Source organism: Paractinoplanes brasiliensis, from assembly GCF_004362215.1.
Lineage (GTDB): Bacteria > Actinomycetota > Actinomycetes > Mycobacteriales > Micromonosporaceae > Actinoplanes > Actinoplanes brasiliensis.
On record NZ_SNWR01000001.1, the window covers coordinates 3,921,434 to 3,939,448 of the forward strand.

Below are 18,015 nucleotides of genomic sequence, written 5' to 3' on the forward strand. Positions count from 1 at the left end.
GCCCCGGGCCGTTGCGCTCATGTACCGCAACGTTTACTGCCGGAAACCGATTCGGTCGAGCGACCCTGGCGGGCAACCCCGATAGCCTGCCCAGGTGACTGATGAGCCATTGCGCGAGTTCGAGGACGGAGTGGCGTGGTGGGGAACCCGGAACTGGCCTCAGGATCTGCACAACGCCTTCTACGTGGACCGGCAGGCAATGACCGAGGGGACGTTCGATACGGCATGGTGGGACAGCACCCGACGGCACCTGCACCACTGGCGGGCCAACCGTGGTGTCGGCAGGGATGAGCTCGACCGGCGTTTCGCGAGGCTCCGGACCGACCTGATCCGCGTCTGGCAGCGTGTGATTGAGCCTCGGTTGTCCGCCGGAGATGACATCACGTCGGTTTCGTGGGACGACGTACGCGTGTTGCCGGAGCTGGCGGCCGAGATCAAGCACACCAAGAGCGGGTCGGGTGTGTTTCCGTCGAAGTTCTCGCACTTCATCGCGCCGCAGCTTTTTCCTGTGCTTGACCGCACCGCGTTGCCGGGCAGCGGGCTCGACTACGGCAGCTACTTCATGCTGGTGCAGGAGACGTGGGCCGGCATGGAACCCGAGGACCAGCAAGCTTTGCGGGCGCGGCTGACGTCTCTGGTTCAGCAGCGTAGTGGCGGGTCGATGGTGAACGGGTACCCGATCGTCAACAAGATTGTGGAACTCCGGCTCATCGGCCGTCGCCACCCGACGTGCCAATCGAGTTAGCGAGGCCGCGGCTACGTCGTGCCGGCGAAGCGGCGGATTGTCAGGAGCGCGGCGACGGCGGAGAGCAGGAACAGGGCAGCGGCGGCCCACCAGTTCTGGTGGGAGTGGTGGGGAGCGGAAGCGACAGGCGCGGCGCCCCGGCCGGAGTCGGTTTCGGGAGAAGCGGGGACGAACTCCTGCAGTGAGCCGTCGGGGGCGGACTGGGCCTGGCCGGGGACCGGGGCGCTGCCGAAACGCGCGATGCCGGGCGACGGGGAGGTGTCGAGCGGGTTCTCGAAGACCGGCGGGATTGTGGCGGTCAAAGCGCCGACCGGGTTGACCAGGCCGAAGCCGAAGAGGGGGTCGCGGCCGGGCATTCCTTTGTCTTTGGCTGTGCGGATGATGCGGTTGATGACCTCGCCGGCGGGCATGTCGGGCCAGCGGGAACGGATCAGGGCGGCGGTGGCCGAGACCATGGGCGCGGCGAAGCTGGTGCCCTGGACCTTCCAGTAGTCGCCACCGGTGTTGGCGCCGACCAGTTGGGTCGCGGGGGCCGCGATGACTGTCTCCTTGCCGGTGATCGAACCCGACCAGAGGGTGTTGCCGTCGCGTTCGACACCGGCCACGGCGAGCACGCCGGGCTCGCGGGCCGGATACCAGACGCCGGTGGTGGAGGACGCGCTCGTGTTGCCTGTGCAGGCGATGACCACGACGTCTTTGGCGAACGCGTAGTCGAGGGCTGCGGCGAGGGCGGCGCTGCTGCCGTTGCCGCCGAGCGACAGGTTGATGACCTTCGCGCCCTTGTCGACGGCCCAGCGGACACCCTGGGCGACGATCAGGGCGTCGTTGTAGCGGTTGTCCTCGTCCAGGACCCGTACGGGAAGGATCTTGGCCTTGGGAGCGATGCCGACCACGCCGGATTGGTCGTCGCTGCGGCCCGCGATGATGCCCGAGACCGTGGTGCCGTGGCCGACCAGGTCGGTGTCGCCGTCGCCCTTGTCGTCGACCAGGTCGAGGCCGGGCAGCACCTGGCCCTGCAGGTCGGGATGGTCGGCGTCGACACCGGAGTCGATCACCGCGACCGTCACGCCGGCGCCGCTCGAGTAGGTCCACGCCTCGCTGATGTTGAGCGTGCCCAGATGCCACTCGTCAGCGCGGACGGAATCGCCCTGCAGCGGGCTCGGCTCGGCGAGGAATGCGGGAACAGCGGAGGCCGGGAACGCGCGGACAGCGGAGGTGGGGAACGCGGGAACGGCGGAGGCGGGGAAGGCAGGCGCGGCGGAGGCCGGTTTGACCGGAATGCCAAGAGCGAACAGCCCAGCCATCGCGGCAGCGGCCAGTCGGCGACCACTCACCAAGGCGCACCGCCTCCAAAGCCGGGAACACGGTCGATGCAGATTACTCCTAAACCGAGTCCAGGGGAGTGGATCGGTCGATGGTTGTCGCACGTCCTGTCTGTTAAATCTTTGCGCATCTCAATACGGCGGCAGGTGGGCCACCTGGATGAGCCGGATGCCCTCACGCCGCGTCACGAGGCGGCCACGACCCGGCGGCATCGGGGCGGGGCGCACCGGGCCGACGAGCGCGCCCTCGTCGGGCGGGCCGGACATGACCAGACCGGGCGCCGACAGTTCGCGCAGCCGCTGGATGACCGGCTCGTAGAGCGACCGTCCGGCCCCGCCCGCACGCCGGGTCAGGATGAGGTGCAAACCGACATCGCGCGCCTGGGGCAGGTACTCCAGCAGCGGCGTCAGCGGGTTGGTCGGGCCGGCCACCACCAGGTCGTAGTCGTCGACCAGCACGAACAGCTCCGGACCGGTCCACCAGGACCGTTCGCGCAGTTGCTGGGCGGTCACGTCGGGGCCGGGCAGGCGGCGCTCCATGTAACCGGCGACCGACTGCATCAGCTCGAGGGTCTTCTGGGCCTGGATGCCGTACCCGATGCGGTGGTCGCTCTCGGGCAGGTCCATCAGGGACCGCCGGTAGTCGACCAGGATGATCCGCGCCTCCTCGGGCGCGAACCGCTGCGTGATCGTCGTGGCCAGGCCGCGCAGGAACGTCGACTTGCCGCACTCGGAGTCGCCGAAGAGCAGGAAATGCGGGTCGGAGCCGAAGTCGATCTCGACGGGCTGCAGGTCGGCCTCGGCGATCCCGATCGGCAGACGGAGCCCGCTGCTGCGGCTCAGACCCACCACTTCCCCGTACGGGATCACGTCCGGAAGCAGGCGCACCCGCGGGGCCGGAGCGCCGTGCCAGTTGGACGCGACCTCCTTGACCAGGTCGCTCGTGTCGGCGAGCGTGCTCAGCTCGGGCCGCACGGTGAGCAGGTGCAGGAACTTGTTCTTGTCGGTCGGGTGCTCGATGATGCCGCGGCCGGGTTTCTCGGGCACGGTCATCGCGGCCCGGCGGTTGACCGTCGAGTCGCTGGGGTCGCCCAGCCGCAGCTCGAGACGCGAGCCGAACAGGTCGCGGATCGCCGGCCGGAAGTCCATCCACCGTGAGGTCGCGGCGACGACGTGAATGCCGTACGAGAGGCCCCGGGTGGCGATGTCGGTGATGACCGACTCCAGCTCCTCGTATTCCTTGCGCAATGTGGACCAGCCGTCCACCACGAGGAACACGTCGCCGAACGGGTCGTTGTCGCCGGCCTGCGATGCCGTGTTCGCCCGGCGCCGGCGGTAGGACGCCATCGACTCGATGCCCATCGCGCTGAACCGGGCCTCGCGCTCGGCCAGCAGCGTCGAGATCTCACCCACCGTACGACGGACGCCCACCGTGTCGACGCGGCCGGACACCCCGCCCACGTGCGGCAGGTCGCGCAGCGTGCCCAGCGCCCCGCCGCCGAAGTCGAGGCAGTAGATCTGCACCTCGGCCGGGGTGTGGGTGAGCGCCAGCCCGCACACCAGCGCGCGCAGTGCCGTCGACTTGCCGCTCAGCGTCGAGCCGACCACCGCGACGTGCCCGGCCGCGCCCGCGAGCTGCAGCCACATCACGTCGCGCAGCTGCTCGCGGGGCTTGTCGATCATCGCGATCGGCACCTGCAACGCGCCGTGCAGCTCGGGGTTGGCGAACGCCAGGCCGCGCGCCTGGTCGACGGCGACCGGGCCGAGCAGTTCGTCGAGCGCCGCCGACTGGTTGAGCGGCGGCAGCCACACCTGGTGGGCCGGGGGTCCCTGGCCGCCGAGGCGGTCGACCGTCACGTCGAGCACGCTCTCGCCGGCCGGGATCTCCTCGGGTTTCGGCTCGACCGGCCTCACCGGCTTGGGTGCGGGCACGTAACGCGTCGAATAGGCCAGGACCTGCGGCTCGGCCCCGGCTCCCCCGGCGGCGGCACGCGTGCGGACCTTGGGCAGCGGGCCCGAGACGTACGCGGCCTTGAAGCGGACCAGCGGTTCGGTGCCGAACTTGAGGTAGCCGTGACCGGGCGAGCGCGGCAGCTCGTACGCGTCGGGCACACCGAGCACGGCCCGCGACTCGAGCGCCGAGAAGGTCCGCAGACCCACCCTGTACGACAGGTGGGTGTCGAGCCCGCGCAGCCGTCCCTCCTCGAGGCGCTGGCTGGCCAGCAGCAGGTGCACGCCGAGCGAGCGGCCGAGGCGTCCGATCTGGACGAACAGATCGATGAAGTCCGGCTTGGCCGACAGCAGCTCGGAGAACTCGTCACAGATCACCAGCAGCGACGGCAGTGGCGGCAGCGCGGCGCCACCGGCCCGGGCCTTTTCGTAGTCGCGCAGGCTGGCGTAGTTGCCCGCCTTGCGCAGCACTTCCTGCCGCCGGATCATCTCGCCGTCGATCGCGTCGACCATGCGATCGACCAGGGGCAGCTCGTCGGCCAGGTTGGTGATGACGGCGGCCGTGTGGGGCAGGCGGTCGAGCGAGGCGAACGTCGCCCCGCCCTTGAAGTCGATCAGGACGAAGTTGAGCGTCTCGGACGAGTGCGTGGTGGCCAGCGCCAGCACCAGCGTGCGCAGCAGCTCGGACTTGCCGGAGCCGGTGGCGCCGATCAGCAGGCCGTGCGGGCCCATGCCGTCCTGCGCAGACTCCTTGAGGTCGAGCTCGACCGGGGCGCCGTCCGCCCCCACGCCGATCGGCACGCGCAGCTTGTCGCGGTTGGGCCGCGGCGCCCAGGCCTGGGCCACGCTGAACGTCTCGGGGTCGCCGATGCCGAGCAGGTCGGACAGCCCCATCTCGGTCGCCAGCGGTGTGTCGGCCGACTTCGACATCGCGGCCAGCCGCAGCGGAGCCAGCCGGCGCGCGACCGCCTCGGCCTCCTCGACGCTGAGCCGGTCGGGGGTGCCGACCTCGGCCTCGTGCTCCATCGAGTACGTGTTGAGCACCCGGCGGCCGCCGTGGTGGGCGACCTCGAGCACGAGCAGCGAGCGGTCGAGCAGGCGTGGGGGCTGCTCGTCGAGATCGAGAACCGTGACGCCGTCGATGCCGTCGTCGAGCTGGGTCGCGCCCTTGAGATCGGCGCCGTCGAGCACGATCACCACGTGCGGCGTGCTCACGCTCTGGCCCGCCGGGTTGAACCGGGGCCGGTTGCCGATCACGTCTTCCAGCAGTTTTTCCAGTTCCTGACCGGTGCCGGCGACCAGGCGCACGTGGCCCAGCGCGTCCGTGCGGGCCGGGTGCAGGTTGTGCGGCAGCCACTTGACCCACTCCCACGACGCGCGGCGTTCGGGGCCGGCGCAGACCGCGACGATCAGGTCGTCGGGCGCGTGGAACGTGGCCAACTGGGCGACGACCGCGCGGCTCAGACCCTGTACGTCGGACGTGGTGCCGGGCCCGCTGCCGCGTAGGAAGACCCGTGCGAACCCGCGCAACGAGGCCGCCACGGGCAGGTCGGGCACAACCGAGTAGGCGTCGAGGAAGCGCCGCAACGCGCCCGCGGTCATCGGCTCGAGCTCGTCCAGCGGGCGCGTCACCGGTGGCAGCAGCGGAGTGGCCAGAGTCTGCGGGCCGACGGCCAGGCGGACGACGCCGAAGTCGGGATCGCTGGTACGCCTTTCCCACACCCGGTGGCTGCCCGCGGTCGACCAGAGCTTGGTGGGGTCGGGATGGCGGTAGAGCAGGCCGACGCGCTGCTTGCGGGCCGTCTCGCGGACGCGTTTGCGCAGGCCGGAGAGGTGCCGCAGGTATTCGCGGCGGGCCGCCATCATCTCGGCCTTCTTGGGGGAGCCGTTCGAGCCGAAGCTGGTGGCCAGCATCGCGATCGAGGAGACCCCGAACAGGCCACCGATCACATAGGAGTACGGCCCGGTGCGGCCCTGCCCCATCATCATCGCCATCGCGACCGAGCCGCCCAGCATCGGCAGCGCCATCATCGCCTGCTGCCAGCGGCCCCCGGCCGCCTGCGGGATCTCGGGTGGTGGCTCGACAGCGATCTCGCCGGTCGGAATCTCCGGCGCGGGGCGCCGGGCCGACCGCTTGATCACTACCGTACTCATTCGGCCGTTGATCCCTTTCGTCCACAAAGGTGTGACTCTGCCGCCGGGCGTTCCGTTGGCCTCATGGTAGGTAAAGTGCGCTTGCGCCCGCAGCCTCGTCTTCGTCGATGGGCAAACCGGGCACCTGGGGGAGGTGTATCGATGAGCATCGGACTGGCGCGGGTCACCATCAGCGCCCCGCAGCGCCGCATCGACGTGGCGTTGCCCGAGCACGTGCCGCTGGCCGAGCTGCTGCCCGAGGTGCTGCGTCACGCGGGCGAGGGCCTCGCCGACGACGGTGAGAAACACGGCGGGTGGGTGCTCCGGCGCACCGACGGCGTCGCCTTGGCCACGGCCCAAGGTCTTTTCCCCCAGGGCGTACGGGACGGCGAGGTGCTCCACCTGGTGCCGGCCCACGACGAGTGGCCCGAGCTCGAGTACGACGACGTGGTCGAGGCCATCGCCGAGGGCGCCCGCCGTCGCGGCAACGCCTGGACGCCCGCCTCCACCCGCACGGCCACGCTGGTCGGGGCCGGGGTGCTGCTCGCGCTGGGCCTGATCGCGGTGCTCGCCGCCGGCCCGGGGTGGGCCGGCGCCGCGTACGCCGGGCTCGGCCTGGCGGTCCTGCTGGCGTTGGCGGGGGTGACAGCCTCCCGGGCGTACGGGGATGCCCGCGCCGGGGCGGCCCTGGGCGCGTACGCGATGCCGTTCGCCTTCGCCGGCGGCGCCGTGCTGGTGGCGACCGGTGACCGGGTGGGAGTGTTCGGCCTGCTGCCCTGGCTCGGCGGTTCCGAGCTGCTGGCCGGTTCGGTCGCGTTGCTGCTGGTGGCCGCGCTGGGCGCGGTCGGGGTCTCGGGTCAGCTGCGCCTGTTCACGGCGGGGGCCGTGGTCGGGCTGTTCGGCGCGATCGCCGCCCTGGCCGGCATGTTCACCAGTGCCGCGGGCGCCGCCGCCGTGCTGATCTCGATTCTGGTCTGCGGGATCGGCGCGCTGCCGCTGCTCGCCATCCGCTTCGGCAAGGTGCCCATGCCGCCGGTCACGCTGCCGACCGGCGCCGAGGCGTCCGAGGGTTTCACCGGGGTCAGCGCCGCGAGCGCGCTCGACGCCGCCCGCGAACGTCCCGACCGGGCCACCGTCTTCGCGGCCGTCACGCGCACCGAGGAACTGCTGGCCGGCATGCTGCTCGGCCACGCCGTGCTGGCCGTGGCCGCGTTCGGCGTCCTGGCCGCGGCCGGCTCACTGTCGGCCCGGATCCTGATGGCCGTCTCGGCGGCCGCCCTGCTGCTGCGCTCGCGGCTGTTCGTCACGCTGCGCCAGCGGGTGCCGCTGGTCGTGGGTGGCCTGGCCGGCGTCGCCGCGCTCGGCATCGACATGCTGCGCGACGCCGGCCCCGCGGTGCTGCTCGGGGTGACCGGGGCGGCGCTGGTGCTGGCTCTGCTCACCGTGGTGGCCGGTGCGACCTACTCCCGCAAGCCGCCGTCGCCCTACCTGGGCCGGGCCGCCGACCTGCTGGACACGCTCGTGGTCGTGTCGGTGATCCCGGTGGCGTGCGCCGTCGTCGGCCTCTATGACGCCGTGACCGGCATCAGCCGCTGAACTCGACGGACCTCACGACGCGGTAGCCCGCATCAGCCGCTGAACGAAGAAACGCGCGGACGAGGCTTTCCAGCTCCGTCCGCGCGCGCGGTCGCGCGACGTCGGCGGGCGACGGCGGGGCGCGACGTTCCTCTGCTCAGATCAGTGATCGAGGCCCTCGGCCTCGGCGGCCTCCTGCCGCTTGAACGAGGCCTTGATCTCTTCCTCGGCCTCGACCCGGCCCGTCCAGGTGGCGCCCTCGACCGACTTGCCCGGCTCGAGGTCCTTGTAGACCGTGAAGAAGTGCTGGATCTCCATCCGGTCGAACTCACCCAGGTGGTGGATGTCGCGCAGGTGCTCCTGACGCGGGTCCTCGAACGGCACGCAGAGGACCTTGTCGTCGCGGCCCTTCTCATCGGTCATGCGGTACATGCCGATGGCCCGCGCGCGGATCAGGCAGCCCGGGAACGTCGGCTCCTGCACCAGCACGAGCGCGTCCAGCGGGTCGCCGTCCTGGCCGAGGGTGCCCTCGATGAAACCGTAGTCAGCCGGGTACTGCGTCGAGGTGAACAGGGTCCGGTCGAGCCGGATGCGACCAGTCTTGTGGTCGACCTCGTACTTGTTGCGGTGGCCCTTGGGGATCTCAACCACTACGTCGAAATCCATGATGTGACTCCCTTGTTCGCCCGCTTGAGAGAAGACCGGTCCCACGGGCGGGGAAAACTGTGGCCGGACCAGGTCTGTTCAAAACAGTGGCGGCCGACAGGATCCGCGCGCGACGGTGTGCCGGATGTCGCTAGTCTCCCCTAAGTCTTACGCCGCGTTCTAGGAGGGGCTTGTGGGGAGGCAAGATTCACACGATGGTCCCCGGTACGACGGCGTGTCCGAGTCGCATCGGGGCTCGGGAAACGGTAACCCGGCGGCGGCCCGCGAGGGTGATTCTTCGGGGCAGCCCGGCCCGACCGTCGACCTCAGCGGTCACGTGTCGGCACAAAAGCCTCAAGCGTCACCGCAGAGCGCGATTCAGCCGTCCGTTCGGCCGGAATCGGCGTCCGGTCGGGCAGACGTTTCGAGCAGTTCGCCTCGAGGCGGAAACGAGCCCGCGCGGCCCCGGGATCCGCGCGACGTTCCGGCCGGCGAGACGGCGGACTTCGCCGCGCCGGCGGCCTCGGAAGAGCGGGCCCAGGGCGCTTGGGCCACGCCGCCGGCAGTGACGGGCGGAACCTACGGGCGGGCTGCGGTGCCGATCAACAATGTGCGGCTCAGCAATGTGCGGCCGACGTCGCCAACGGGGTCGGGTGCGGCGGGACCGGGTGCGGCGGCGGGGTCGGGTGCGGCGGGACCGGGTGCGGCGGCGGGTGGCGGGCCGGGGGCGGTTCGGGGGCGGCGGCTGTTGGCGGGACGGCGGGGGATGGCGCGCCGGATGGGCGCAACCCGGCATCATCCCCCGTAGCGGGCGAGTCGGCCCGGACCAACGACGGCGCTGGGCCAGGTGCCGCGAGAACGGATTCCAGAACTCGTACGAAATGGGTTTTTGCTCTTTCGGTCTTGATCTTGTTGGTCGGCGGGGCCGGCGTGATCGCCCTCGTACGCCCCGGACCGGTCGACGGGTGGTTGTCGGCCGAACCGACCAGCGCGCCCACGCCCGCCCCGACGACGCCCGACCCGTCGCCCAGCCCGGTGCTGGTGGCGGCGACCGGCGGCGGCCCGGCCCCCACGAGTGACGGCGTTACCAGGGCGATCGACCCGCTCGTGAAGTCGGCCGCGCTCGGCACGAAGGTGCACGTGGCGGTGCTCGACGTGGCCTCCGACGAGGTGCTTTACGAGCGTGACGCGGACACCATGACCACTCCCGCGTCGACGACCAAGCTGCTGACGGCGGCGGCGGTCCTGGACGCGCGCGGCCCCTCGTACAGGCTGAGCACCCGCGCGGTGGCGGGCAGCGCACCCGGCGAGGTCGTGCTGATCGGCGGCGGCGACCCGACGCTGGCTACCACCAAGAACACCCTGTTCCCGGGGGCGGCCCGGCTCGACCTGCTGGCGGCCCAGGTCAAGAAGGCGCTGGGCGCAACCGCGGCGACCAGCCTGCGGTACGACACCTCGCTGTTCAGCGGCCCCGAGACGGCGAAGGGCTGGGACTCCACCGACATCTCGTTCGGGCAGGTGTCCCGCATCCAGGCGCTCATGGTCAACGCGGGCCGGGTGCGGCCGATCCACAACGAGTTCGGCGGCGACCCGCGCTCGGCGAACCCGGCCGACGCGGCGGCCCGGGCGTTCGCGAAGCTGCTCGGCGTGCCCTCGTCGGCCGTCAAGAAGGGCAAGGCCCCGACGGCGGCGCCGGCCTCGGCGGACACCGGCGGCTGGACTCCCGGGCAGCAGCTGGGTGTCGTGCAGTCGCCGCCGATGGTGCAGCTCACCGACTGGATGCTCGAGCAGAGCGACAACACGGCGGCCGAGGCGCTGGGCCGGCACGTGGCGATCGCCGACGGCAAGCCGGCCACGTTCGACGCGGCCACCGACGCGATCGTCGCCCGGATGCGCGACCTCGGGCTTCCGGCGGACGAGGCCAACCTGTACGACGCGAGCGGCCTGTCGCGCAACAACGGGATCAGCCCGGCGATGCTGACCGAGCTGCTGGCCCTCGCCGCGTCGGGGCAGCGCCCGGCGCTGAGCAGCATCTTCGGCGGGCTCCCGGTGGCGGGCTGGTCGGGCACGATGACCAAGCGGTTCGTCACGCCGCAGCCCAACCAGGTCGGCCAGGGGGTGGTCCGGGCCAAGACCGGCACGTTGAGCGGCGTCAACACCATGGCCGGCGTGCTGACCACGGCCGACGGGCGGCTGCTGGTCTTCGCGATCATGGCGAGCGGCTCGGCGAACGCGATCACCGGGCGCGCCGCGCTCGACAAGGTCGCGGCCCGGCTCGTCACCTGTGGGTGCTGATCTCCGGGTTTCACCTGAGGTCTGAGCTCGATTTCCGCGGGTACGGTGGTGGACATGGCGCAGTTCGTTGACTGGGATCTGGCCGCCGCTACCGCGGGCGCGCTGTCAAAATCCGGCCCCGCGGTGTCCTACGACGACGCGATGGCGGTGGTGACCGAGCTGCGGAATCTGACCGACGAGGCGGCCGGGCACGTGGCCGCCTACACCGGGCTCAACCCGCAGGTCGAGGTGCCGCCCGTACGGGTGGTCGACCGCAAGGACTGGGCCGCCGTCAACATCGCCGGCCTCAAACAGGTGATCATTCCGCTGGTCACCCGGCTCTCGGGCGACAAGCAGCCCGGCGGGCTCGCCGACGCGATCGGCTCCCGGGTCACCGGGGTGCAGGCCGGCACGATCCTGGCGTACCTCTCGGGCCGGGTCCTCGGGCAGTACGAGGTGTTCTCCGGCAACCCCGGTCAGCTGCTGCTCAACGCGCCCAACATCGTCGAGGTGGAACGCAAGCTGGGCGCCGACTCGCGCGACTTCCGGCTCTGGGTCTGCCTGCACGAGGTGACCCACCGCACCCAGTTCACCGCGGTCCCGTGGATGCGCGGCTACTTCCTGGGCGAGGTGCAGGCCTTCGTCGACGCCTCGCAGAGCACCGAGCACATTCTCGAGCGCATGCGCCGCGGTGTCGCCACGCTCTCCGACGCGCTGCGCGACCCCGAGTCGCGTTCCTCGGTGCTCGACATCGTGCAGACCCCCGGGCAGAAGGCGGTGCTCGACCGCCTGACCGCGCTGATGACCCTGCTCGAGGGGCACGCCGAGTTCGTGATGGACGGTGTCGGGCCCGAGGTGATCCCGAGCGTCGAGTCGATCCGGGCCAAGTTCAACCGGCGGCGCGAGAGCGGCAACCCGCTGGAGAAGGCCGTCCGCCGGCTGCTGGGCATCGAGGTCAAGATGCGGCAGTACGCCGAGGGCCGCAAGTTCGTGCACGGTGTGGTCGAGCGGGTCGGCATGGACGGCTTCAACAAGATCTTCGACTCGCCGCTCACGCTGCCGCGGCTCGACGAGCTCAGCGACCCCGACGCCTGGGTGACCCGGGTGCACGGGCCGCAGCCCGCGATCGGCGGCTGAGCTCCCGTCCGATGGCTCGCATCCCCCCTGCCGTCGCCGCGGTGCGGCTGGCCGTGCGCCGCACGTTGCCGGCGGACGGGTTGGTGCTGGTGGCGTGCTCGGGCGGGGCGGATTCGCTTGCCCTGGCTGCGGCGGCCCGGTTCGTGGGGCGTTCCGTCGGTCTCGTCACCGTTGACCACGGACTGCAGGAGGGGTCGGCCGGGCGGGCCGCTGAGGTCGCGGCCTGGGCCACCTCGGCCGGCTTCGACCCGGTGACGGTGGAGACGGTCTCGGTGGCCGGGCTGCCGGGCGGGCCCGAAGCGGCGGCGCGAACCGCCCGGTACGCGGCGCTGGCCGACTTCGCGACCCGGGTGGGTGCGGTGGCCGTGCTGCTCGGACACACGCGTGACGACCAGGCCGAGACGGTGCTGCTGGCGCTGGCCCGGGGGGCGGGGCCGCGCGGACTGTCGGGGATGCCGGCGCGCAAAGGGATCTTCCTGCGGCCGCTGCTGGACGTGGCGCGGGCCGACACGCGTAAGGCGTGCGCGGCGCTCGGGTTGACGCCGTGGGAGGACCCGCACAACTCGGATCCGGCGTTCGCGCGTTCCCGCGTACGGGGAATGGCTCTTCCGGCTCTGGTCGAGGCGCTCGGCCCGGCTGTGGTGGCGAATCTGGCGCGCTCGGCGTCGATGATCGCGGCCGACAACGAGGCACTGGACGCGCAGGCGGCGGCCGCCCTGTGGACAACTGGCGGCGGGCCGGACGCACAGGCCGGCGAACTGTGGACAACCGGCCCCGACCAGCTTGACAGCGGTGTAGGTTCCGCCCCCATGTCCCAGGGCGGGTGGGGGAGGCGGCGGCTGCTCCGCACGCCAGATTGCTTGAAGCTCGATATTTCCGGCTTGTCGGTCATGTCGGCGGCGGTCAGGCGGCGGGTGTTGCACATGTGGGCCCGGGAGCTGGGCGCGCCCGGCAGCGCCCTCTCGCACCGGCACATCGAGGCGCTTGACGCTCTGGTGACGCAGTGGCGCGGGCAAGGGGCCGTACACCTGCCGGGCGGGATCCAGGTGGTCCGAGATCAGGGAGCACTCGTTCGAGTGCCCTGACGCCTTGTGAGAGTTGTCACTCCTGATGTCGGATTCGCCGGTCGCGGTGGGCGGAACCCGCCCATTTACTCCGGTTCGGCCCTAGATGATCGGTGCCCCGTGCGGCAACCGGCAACCTTCATGCGGCACGCTGGGGCCATGGCTGACGGGTCCTGGTATGACGCCGACATCGATCACGTGATCATCTCCGAGGAGCAGATCCGCGAAAAGATCGCCGAACTGGCGAAGCAGGTTTCCGCCGACCACACCGATGCGGAGGGCGGCATTCTGCTGGTCTGCGTGCTCAAGGGTGCGGTCATGTTCATGGCCGACTTCGCTCGCGCGCTGGCCGCTCACGGCCCGTCGACCGAGATGGAGTTCATGGCTGTCTCGTCGTACGGGCAGGGCACCACGTCCTCGGGTGTGGTGCGCATCCTCAAGGACCTCGACCGCGACATCACGGGCCGGCACGTGGTCGTGGTGGAGGACATCGTCGACTCCGGCCTGACGTTGTCGTGGCTGATGAAATACCTGCGGTCGCGCTCGGCCGCCAGCGTCGAGGTGGTCGCGCTGTTCCGCAAGCCCGACGCCGTGAAGGTGCAGGTCCCGGTGAAGTACGTCGGGTTCGACATCCCCAACGAGTTCGTCGTCGGCTACGGGCTCGATTTCGCCGAGCGCTACCGTGAGCTGCCGTACGTCGGGGTGCTCAAGCCCGAGGTCTACGCCCGTAGCTGAACCGTTTCTCAGCCTCTTCTCAGAAATCCGTCCTTATGGGCGGTTTTGCCACTAAAGCTGGCTCGACGTGTGACCGCCGGTGCAGGCCCGGGCGACGGGCTCACGGGTTCGCAAGCGGCACGTACGGTGTACCGTCGAGTGACCGATGGCGCAGTGCCACAAGCGCCGGAGGGGCCGGGGGTTTCTTCGCTACCGCGGGGGTATCAGACCGGGGCCGCCGGTGGGCGGCACGTTGGTGACCAGGACGCCGATCAGGAGGGTCCGGGCGCTTGGCGCCCGACAACAGTATGGAACGTACGCGTTTCTTCCGCCGCCCGGTGGTCTGGATCATTCTGGTGATCATCGGCGTGATTGCGCTGAGCTCGTTCTTCACCAGTGGTCCGAGCTACCAGCGCGTAGATACCTCGGTGGCGCTCGAGCGCCTGAACCAGCCCGGCATCGAGAAGGTCGTCCAGAAGGACAAGGAGCAGACGCTCCAGATCGATCTCGCCTCGCCCGAGCGGTTCGAGGGCAAGACCACCGACAAGATCGAGACTCAGTACCTGTACGAGGCCGGACGTGACGTCTGGAACGACGTGCAGGAGGCCAAGACCGCGGGCCGGATCACCGGCACGATCAACACCACGGTCTCGGGCGACAACATCCTCTTCAGCCTGCTGATCAACCTGCTTCCGATCGCGATCCTCGTGATCCTGCTGCTGCTGTTCATGTCGCAGATGCAGGGTGGCGGCTCGCGGGTGCTCAACTTCGGCAAGTCCAAAGCCAAGATGATCACCAAGGACACGCCCAAGACGACGTTCGCCGACGTGGCGGGCTCGGAAGAGGCCGTCCAGGAACTGCACGAGATCAAGGACTTCCTGCAGAACCCGGCGAAGTACCAGGCTCTGGGCGCCAAGATTCCGAAGGGCGTGCTGCTGTTCGGCCCGCCCGGAACCGGTAAGACGCTGCTGGCCCGCGCGGTCGCCGGCGAGGCCGGGGTGCCGTTCTACTCGATCTCCGGTTCCGACTTCGTCGAGATGTTCGTGGGTGTCGGCGCGAGCCGCGTCCGCGACCTGTTCGAGCAGGCCAAGGCGAACGCCCCGGCGATCGTCTTCGTCGACGAGATCGACGCCGTCGGCCGTCACCGCGGCGCCGGCATGGGCGGCGGTCACGACGAGCGCGAGCAGACGCTCAACCAACTGCTCGTCGAGATGGACGGCTTCGACACCAAGGGCGGGGTCATCCTGATCGCGGCCACCAACCGGCCCGACATCCTCGACCCGGCCCTGCTGCGCCCGGGCCGCTTCGACCGCCAGATCCCGGTGGACAACCCGGACATGGAGGGTCGCAAGCAGATCCTGCGGGTGCACGCCAAGGGCAAGCCGTTCACGCCGGACGTCGACCTCGACTCGGTGGCCCGCCGCACGCCGGGCTTCTCCGGCGCCGACCTGGCCAACGTGATCAACGAGGCCGCGCTGCTGACCGCGCGTAACGAGAAGCGGGCGATCTCCAACGAGTTCCTCGAGGAGTCGATCGACCGCGTCATCGCCGGCCCCGAGCGCCGTACCCGGGCGATGAGCGACAACGAGAAGAAGATCACCGCCTACCACGAGGGTGGCCACGCGCTGGTGGCGTACGCGCTGCCGCACTCCGCCCCCGTGCACAAGGTGACGATCCTTCCGCGTGGCCGCTCGCTGGGTCACACGCTGGTGCTGCCGACCGAGGACAAGTACACCCAGACCCGCGCCGAGATGATCGACACCCTGGCGTACGCGCTGGGTGGCCGGGCCGCCGAGGAACTGGTCTTCCACGAGCCCACCACCGGCGCCGGCAACGACATCGAGAAGGCGTCCGGCCTGGCCCGGGCCATGGTCACCCAGTACGGCATGAGCTCCAAGCTCGGTGCGGTCAAGTACGGCACCAGCGGGGACGAGCCGTTCATGGGCCGCAACATGGGCCACGAGCGGGACTACTCCGACTCGGTGGCGGCCGACATCGACGCCGAGGTGCGCGCGCTGATCGAGCTGGCGCACGACGAGGCGTGGGAGATCCTGGTGGAATACCGGGACGTCCTCGACAGCATGGTTCTCGAGCTGATGGAGAAGGAAACCATCACCCGCGAGGACATGGACAGGATCTGTGCCCGCGTGGTCAAGCGCCCGCCGATGTCGCCGTTCAACGGCTTCGGCAAGCGCCTGCCCTCCGAGGCGCCCCCGGTGCTGACCCCGGCCGAGCGCGACAAGCTCAAGGCGCAGGCCGAGGCGGACGGGCAGATCGCTGTCGGGCCCAACCCGAACGGCAGCAGCTCGGAAGGCAGCAACTGATCAGCGACGACGACGATCTGGACTATCTCGCCGCCCGTCTGGTCGACGGCAAGCTCACCGGTGCTCCGGTCGAGCAGGCCGTCGACCTCGGGCGGATCGAGAAGGCGGTTCGCGAGATCCTCATCGCGATCGGCGAAGACCCCGATCGCGACGGGCTGGAACGCACCCCGGCGAGGGTGGCACGGGCGTACGCGGAACTCTTCGCCGGCCTGCGGGTCGACCCGGCGGACGTCCTGAGGACGACCTTCGAGGCCGACCACGAAGAGATGGTGCTCGTCCGCGACATCGAAGTGATGAGCATGTGCGAACACCATCTGCTCCCGTTCAAGGGCGTGGCGCACATCGGCTACATCCCCGGTCCGCACGGACGGATCACCGGGCTGTCCAAGCTGGCCCGGCTGGTCGAGGTCTACGCCCGCCGCCCCCAGGTGCAGGAGAGGCTGACCTCGCAGATAGCCGACCTGCTGATGGCGAAGCTGGACGCGCGCGGGGCGATAGTGGTGCTCGAGTGCGAGCACCTGTGCATGGAGATGCGTGGCATTCGCAAGGTCGGCGCCCGTACGGTCACCTCGGCGGTGCGCGGGGCCTACCAGACCGACGCCAAGGTGCGCGCCGAGGCGATGGCGCTGATCAACGCCCGTTAGGCGCCGACCATGCGGTTGGCCAGTGTCGACATCGTGTACGTCCCGATGCCGAGAACCACCTCGAGCGCGTTACGGCGGGTGAAGCCGGCGGCCACGAACTCCGCCATCTCGTGATCCGGCACCTCGCCCGACGTGGCCAGCACCCGCAGCGTGAAGTCCCGCAGCGCGGCCAGTCTGGGGTCGGTCGGCGGCGCCCCCGTACGCAACGCGGTGATCAGCGCGGCGTCGGCCTTCAGCTCGCGCAGGCGGCCGGTGTGCATGGCCAGGCAGACCCGGCATCGATGACGGGCGGCGATCACCATCACCACCACTTCGCGGGCCAGCGGATCGAGCGTGCTTCCCTCGAACAGCGCGCTGGCCTGCAGGAACCCGCGGAGCATCTCGGGCGACTCGGCGAGCCGGGAGACCGCGTCGGGCAGATGACCCAGATGCCGCACGGTCGACTCCATCAGCGGGCGGGAAGCGGCGGGCGCCGACTCGATGGTGTGCTGAACGAACATGGTTCCTCCGGTAGACTCGTCAACGTGGTTAACCAAACCGTAAACCAGGTTGTCGAGTTTACCAATGCCGGCTGAGGACACACCCGGCTTCGAGTTGCCGCTGCTGTTGTTCGCGGGCTTCCGCGCGCTGATCGACGAGCTGCACGCGGAACTGACCCGGCGCGGCCACCCTGAGGTGCGGCCCGTGCACGGCTTCGCGATGCAGGCGATCGGACCGGCGGGCGCTACGGCCAGCGAGGTCGGGCGGCGCTTGGGCGTCTCGAAACAGGCCGCCGGCAAGACCGTCGACCGTCTGGTCGCCCTCGGCTACGTCGAGCGCGCCGACGACCCGTACGACGCCCGCCGCAAACTGGTCCGGCTGACCCCGCTCGGCCTCGACATGCTGAGCCAGTCGGCCGAGATCTTCGACCGGCTGCGGGCCGGCTGGGTCGAGCGGCTGGGCGCCGAGCGTGTCGCGTCGCTCGAGTCCTCGCTGCGTACGGTCGTGCCCTCGGCAGGCTTCCCGGTCGGCGTGCCCGGCTGGTTCGGTTAATCGCTGTCCGCCGCCGGCGGGCGCCGCGATACTGGCCGGGTGATCGAGAAGAAGCTCAATCCTCCGACCGTCCACGAGCCTCCGGGCTACTCGCACATCACCGTCACGTCCGAGGGCCGGCTCGCCCACCTGGCCGGGCAGTGCCCCCTCGACCTCGACGGCGCCGTGGTCGGGGAAGCGGGTGACTTCGACGCGCAGACGGACCAGGTGATCGCCAACTGCCTGGCCGTGCTCGAGGCGGCCGGCGCGAAACCCGGCGATGTGGTGCGCTCGGTGATCTATGTCGTCAGCGCCGACAGCGCCCAGCTCGCCGCGGTGTGGGACAGGCTCAACGAGTCGCCGCTGGCCCCGGCCTTCACCACCGCCTCGACGCTGCTCGGCGTGACCGCGCTCGGCTTCCGCGGCCAGCTCGTGGAGGTCGACCTGACCGCCGCCCTGTAGCGGCTCGCCGGCTGC

General features: G+C 70.5%; 14 protein-coding genes. 10 read left to right on the plus strand and 4 right to left on the minus strand.

Annotated elements, in window-relative coordinates:
• Positions 1-94: 94 nt before the first annotated feature.
• The gene (locus C8E87_RS17585) at positions 95-745 is read left to right on the plus strand and encodes a hypothetical protein (RefSeq protein ID WP_133874100.1); all 651 of its coding nucleotides are present in this window, start codon (positions 95-97) and stop codon (positions 743-745) included.
• A gap of 11 nt (positions 746-756) precedes the next feature.
• On the opposite strand, the gene mycP is transcribed toward C8E87_RS17585, so the two are convergent.
• Both mycP and eccCa read right to left on the minus strand, forming a co-directional pair.
• A complete protein-coding gene (gene mycP / locus C8E87_RS17590; RefSeq protein ID WP_133876894.1) occupies positions 757-2,049 on the minus strand; it encodes a type VII secretion-associated serine protease mycosin in 1,293 nt (430 codons plus the stop codon).
• 150 nt (positions 2,050-2,199) lie between these two features.
• Positions 2,200-6,171 carry a type VII secretion protein EccCa gene (eccCa, locus tag C8E87_RS17595; RefSeq protein WP_133874101.1) on the minus strand — a complete coding sequence of 1,324 codons (3,972 nt, stop codon included), beginning with the start codon at positions 6,169-6,171 and terminating at the stop codon, positions 2,200-2,202.
• 141 nt (positions 6,172-6,312) lie between these two features.
• Here eccCa and eccD point away from each other — a divergent pair, with 141 nt between their 5' ends.
• Positions 6,313-7,746 carry a type VII secretion integral membrane protein EccD gene (eccD, locus tag C8E87_RS17600; RefSeq protein WP_133874102.1) on the plus strand — a complete coding sequence of 478 codons (1,434 nt, stop codon included), beginning with the start codon at positions 6,313-6,315 and terminating at the stop codon, positions 7,744-7,746.
• A 141-nt stretch (positions 7,747-7,887) separates the two neighbouring features.
• Here eccD and C8E87_RS17605 read toward each other — a convergent pair whose 3' ends face one another.
• Positions 7,888-8,391 carry an inorganic diphosphatase gene (locus C8E87_RS17605; protein ID WP_133874103.1) on the minus strand — a complete coding sequence of 168 codons (504 nt, stop codon included), beginning with the start codon at positions 8,389-8,391 and terminating at the stop codon, positions 7,888-7,890.
• A gap of 882 nt (positions 8,392-9,273) precedes the next feature.
• Here C8E87_RS17605 and dacB point away from each other — a divergent pair.
• The 6 genes from dacB to folE all read left to right on the plus strand — a co-directional run bounded on the left by dacB (position 9,274) and on the right by folE (position 16,527).
• Positions 9,274-10,665, plus strand: coding sequence for a D-alanyl-D-alanine carboxypeptidase/D-alanyl-D-alanine endopeptidase (gene dacB / locus C8E87_RS17610; RefSeq protein ID WP_239080544.1), 1,392 nt, complete (start codon positions 9,274-9,276; stop codon positions 10,663-10,665).
• A gap of 54 nt (positions 10,666-10,719) precedes the next feature.
• Entirely contained in the window at positions 10,720-11,781 is a 1,062-nt protein-coding gene (locus C8E87_RS17615; protein WP_133874104.1) for a zinc-dependent metalloprotease, read from the plus strand.
• 11 nt (positions 11,782-11,792) lie between these two features.
• Positions 11,793-12,866, plus strand: coding sequence for a tRNA lysidine(34) synthetase TilS (gene tilS, locus C8E87_RS17620; RefSeq protein WP_133874105.1), 1,074 nt, complete (start codon positions 11,793-11,795; stop codon positions 12,864-12,866).
• Between the two features lie 138 nt (positions 12,867-13,004).
• Positions 13,005-13,580 (plus strand): hypoxanthine phosphoribosyltransferase, encoded by a 576-nt coding sequence (hpt, locus tag C8E87_RS17625; protein WP_133874106.1) that lies wholly within the window; start codon positions 13,005-13,007, stop codon positions 13,578-13,580.
• 287 nt (positions 13,581-13,867) lie between these two features.
• Positions 13,868-15,883 carry an ATP-dependent zinc metalloprotease FtsH gene (gene ftsH / locus C8E87_RS17630; protein WP_133874107.1) on the plus strand — a complete coding sequence of 672 codons (2,016 nt, stop codon included), beginning with the start codon at positions 13,868-13,870 and terminating at the stop codon, positions 15,881-15,883.
• Positions 15,880-16,527, plus strand: coding sequence for a GTP cyclohydrolase I FolE (folE, locus tag C8E87_RS17635; RefSeq protein WP_133876896.1), 648 nt, complete (start codon positions 15,880-15,882; stop codon positions 16,525-16,527). The genes ftsH and folE overlap by 4 nt, the downstream gene beginning before the upstream one ends.
• Here folE and C8E87_RS17640 read toward each other — a convergent pair.
• Positions 16,524-17,027 carry a carboxymuconolactone decarboxylase family protein gene (locus C8E87_RS17640; protein WP_133874108.1) on the minus strand — a complete coding sequence of 168 codons (504 nt, stop codon included), beginning with the start codon at positions 17,025-17,027 and terminating at the stop codon, positions 16,524-16,526. The two genes, folE and C8E87_RS17640, sit on opposite strands and share 4 nt — an antisense overlap.
• A 64-nt stretch (positions 17,028-17,091) precedes the next feature.
• Here C8E87_RS17640 and C8E87_RS17645 point away from each other — a divergent pair, with 64 nt between their 5' ends.
• On the plus strand, positions 17,092-17,559 hold the full coding sequence (locus tag C8E87_RS17645; RefSeq protein ID WP_133874109.1) for a MarR family winged helix-turn-helix transcriptional regulator: 468 nt from the start codon (positions 17,092-17,094) through the stop codon (positions 17,557-17,559).
• A 39-nt stretch (positions 17,560-17,598) separates the two neighbouring features.
• Positions 17,599-18,000 carry a RidA family protein gene (locus tag C8E87_RS17650; RefSeq protein ID WP_166661184.1) on the plus strand — a complete coding sequence of 134 codons (402 nt, stop codon included), beginning with the start codon at positions 17,599-17,601 and terminating at the stop codon, positions 17,998-18,000.
• The last annotated feature ends 15 nt before the right edge of the window (positions 18,001-18,015 follow it).

Coding starts and splice junctions, on each gene's coding strand:
- mycP (WP_133876894.1), bottom strand. CDS start 2,049: ATGGCTGGGCTGTTCGCTCTTGGCATTCCGGTCAAACCGGCCTCCGCC.
- eccCa (WP_133874101.1), bottom strand. CDS start 6,171: ATGAGTACGGTAGTGATCAAGCGGTCGGCCCGGCGCCCCGCGCCGGAG.
- eccD (WP_133874102.1), top strand. CDS start 6,313: ATGAGCATCGGACTGGCGCGGGTCACCATCAGCGCCCCGCAGCGCCGC.
- C8E87_RS17605 (WP_133874103.1), bottom strand. CDS start 8,391: ATGGATTTCGACGTAGTGGTTGAGATCCCCAAGGGCCACCGCAACAAG.
- C8E87_RS17615 (WP_133874104.1), top strand. CDS start 10,720: ATGGCGCAGTTCGTTGACTGGGATCTGGCCGCCGCTACCGCGGGCGCG.
- tilS (WP_133874105.1), top strand. CDS start 11,793: ATGGCTCGCATCCCCCCTGCCGTCGCCGCGGTGCGGCTGGCCGTGCGC.
- hpt (WP_133874106.1), top strand. CDS start 13,005: ATGGCTGACGGGTCCTGGTATGACGCCGACATCGATCACGTGATCATC.
- ftsH (WP_133874107.1), top strand. CDS start 13,868: ATGGAACGTACGCGTTTCTTCCGCCGCCCGGTGGTCTGGATCATTCTG.
- C8E87_RS17640 (WP_133874108.1), bottom strand. CDS start 17,027: ATGTTCGTTCAGCACACCATCGAGTCGGCGCCCGCCGCTTCCCGCCCG.
- C8E87_RS17645 (WP_133874109.1), top strand. CDS start 17,092: ATGCCGGCTGAGGACACACCCGGCTTCGAGTTGCCGCTGCTGTTGTTC.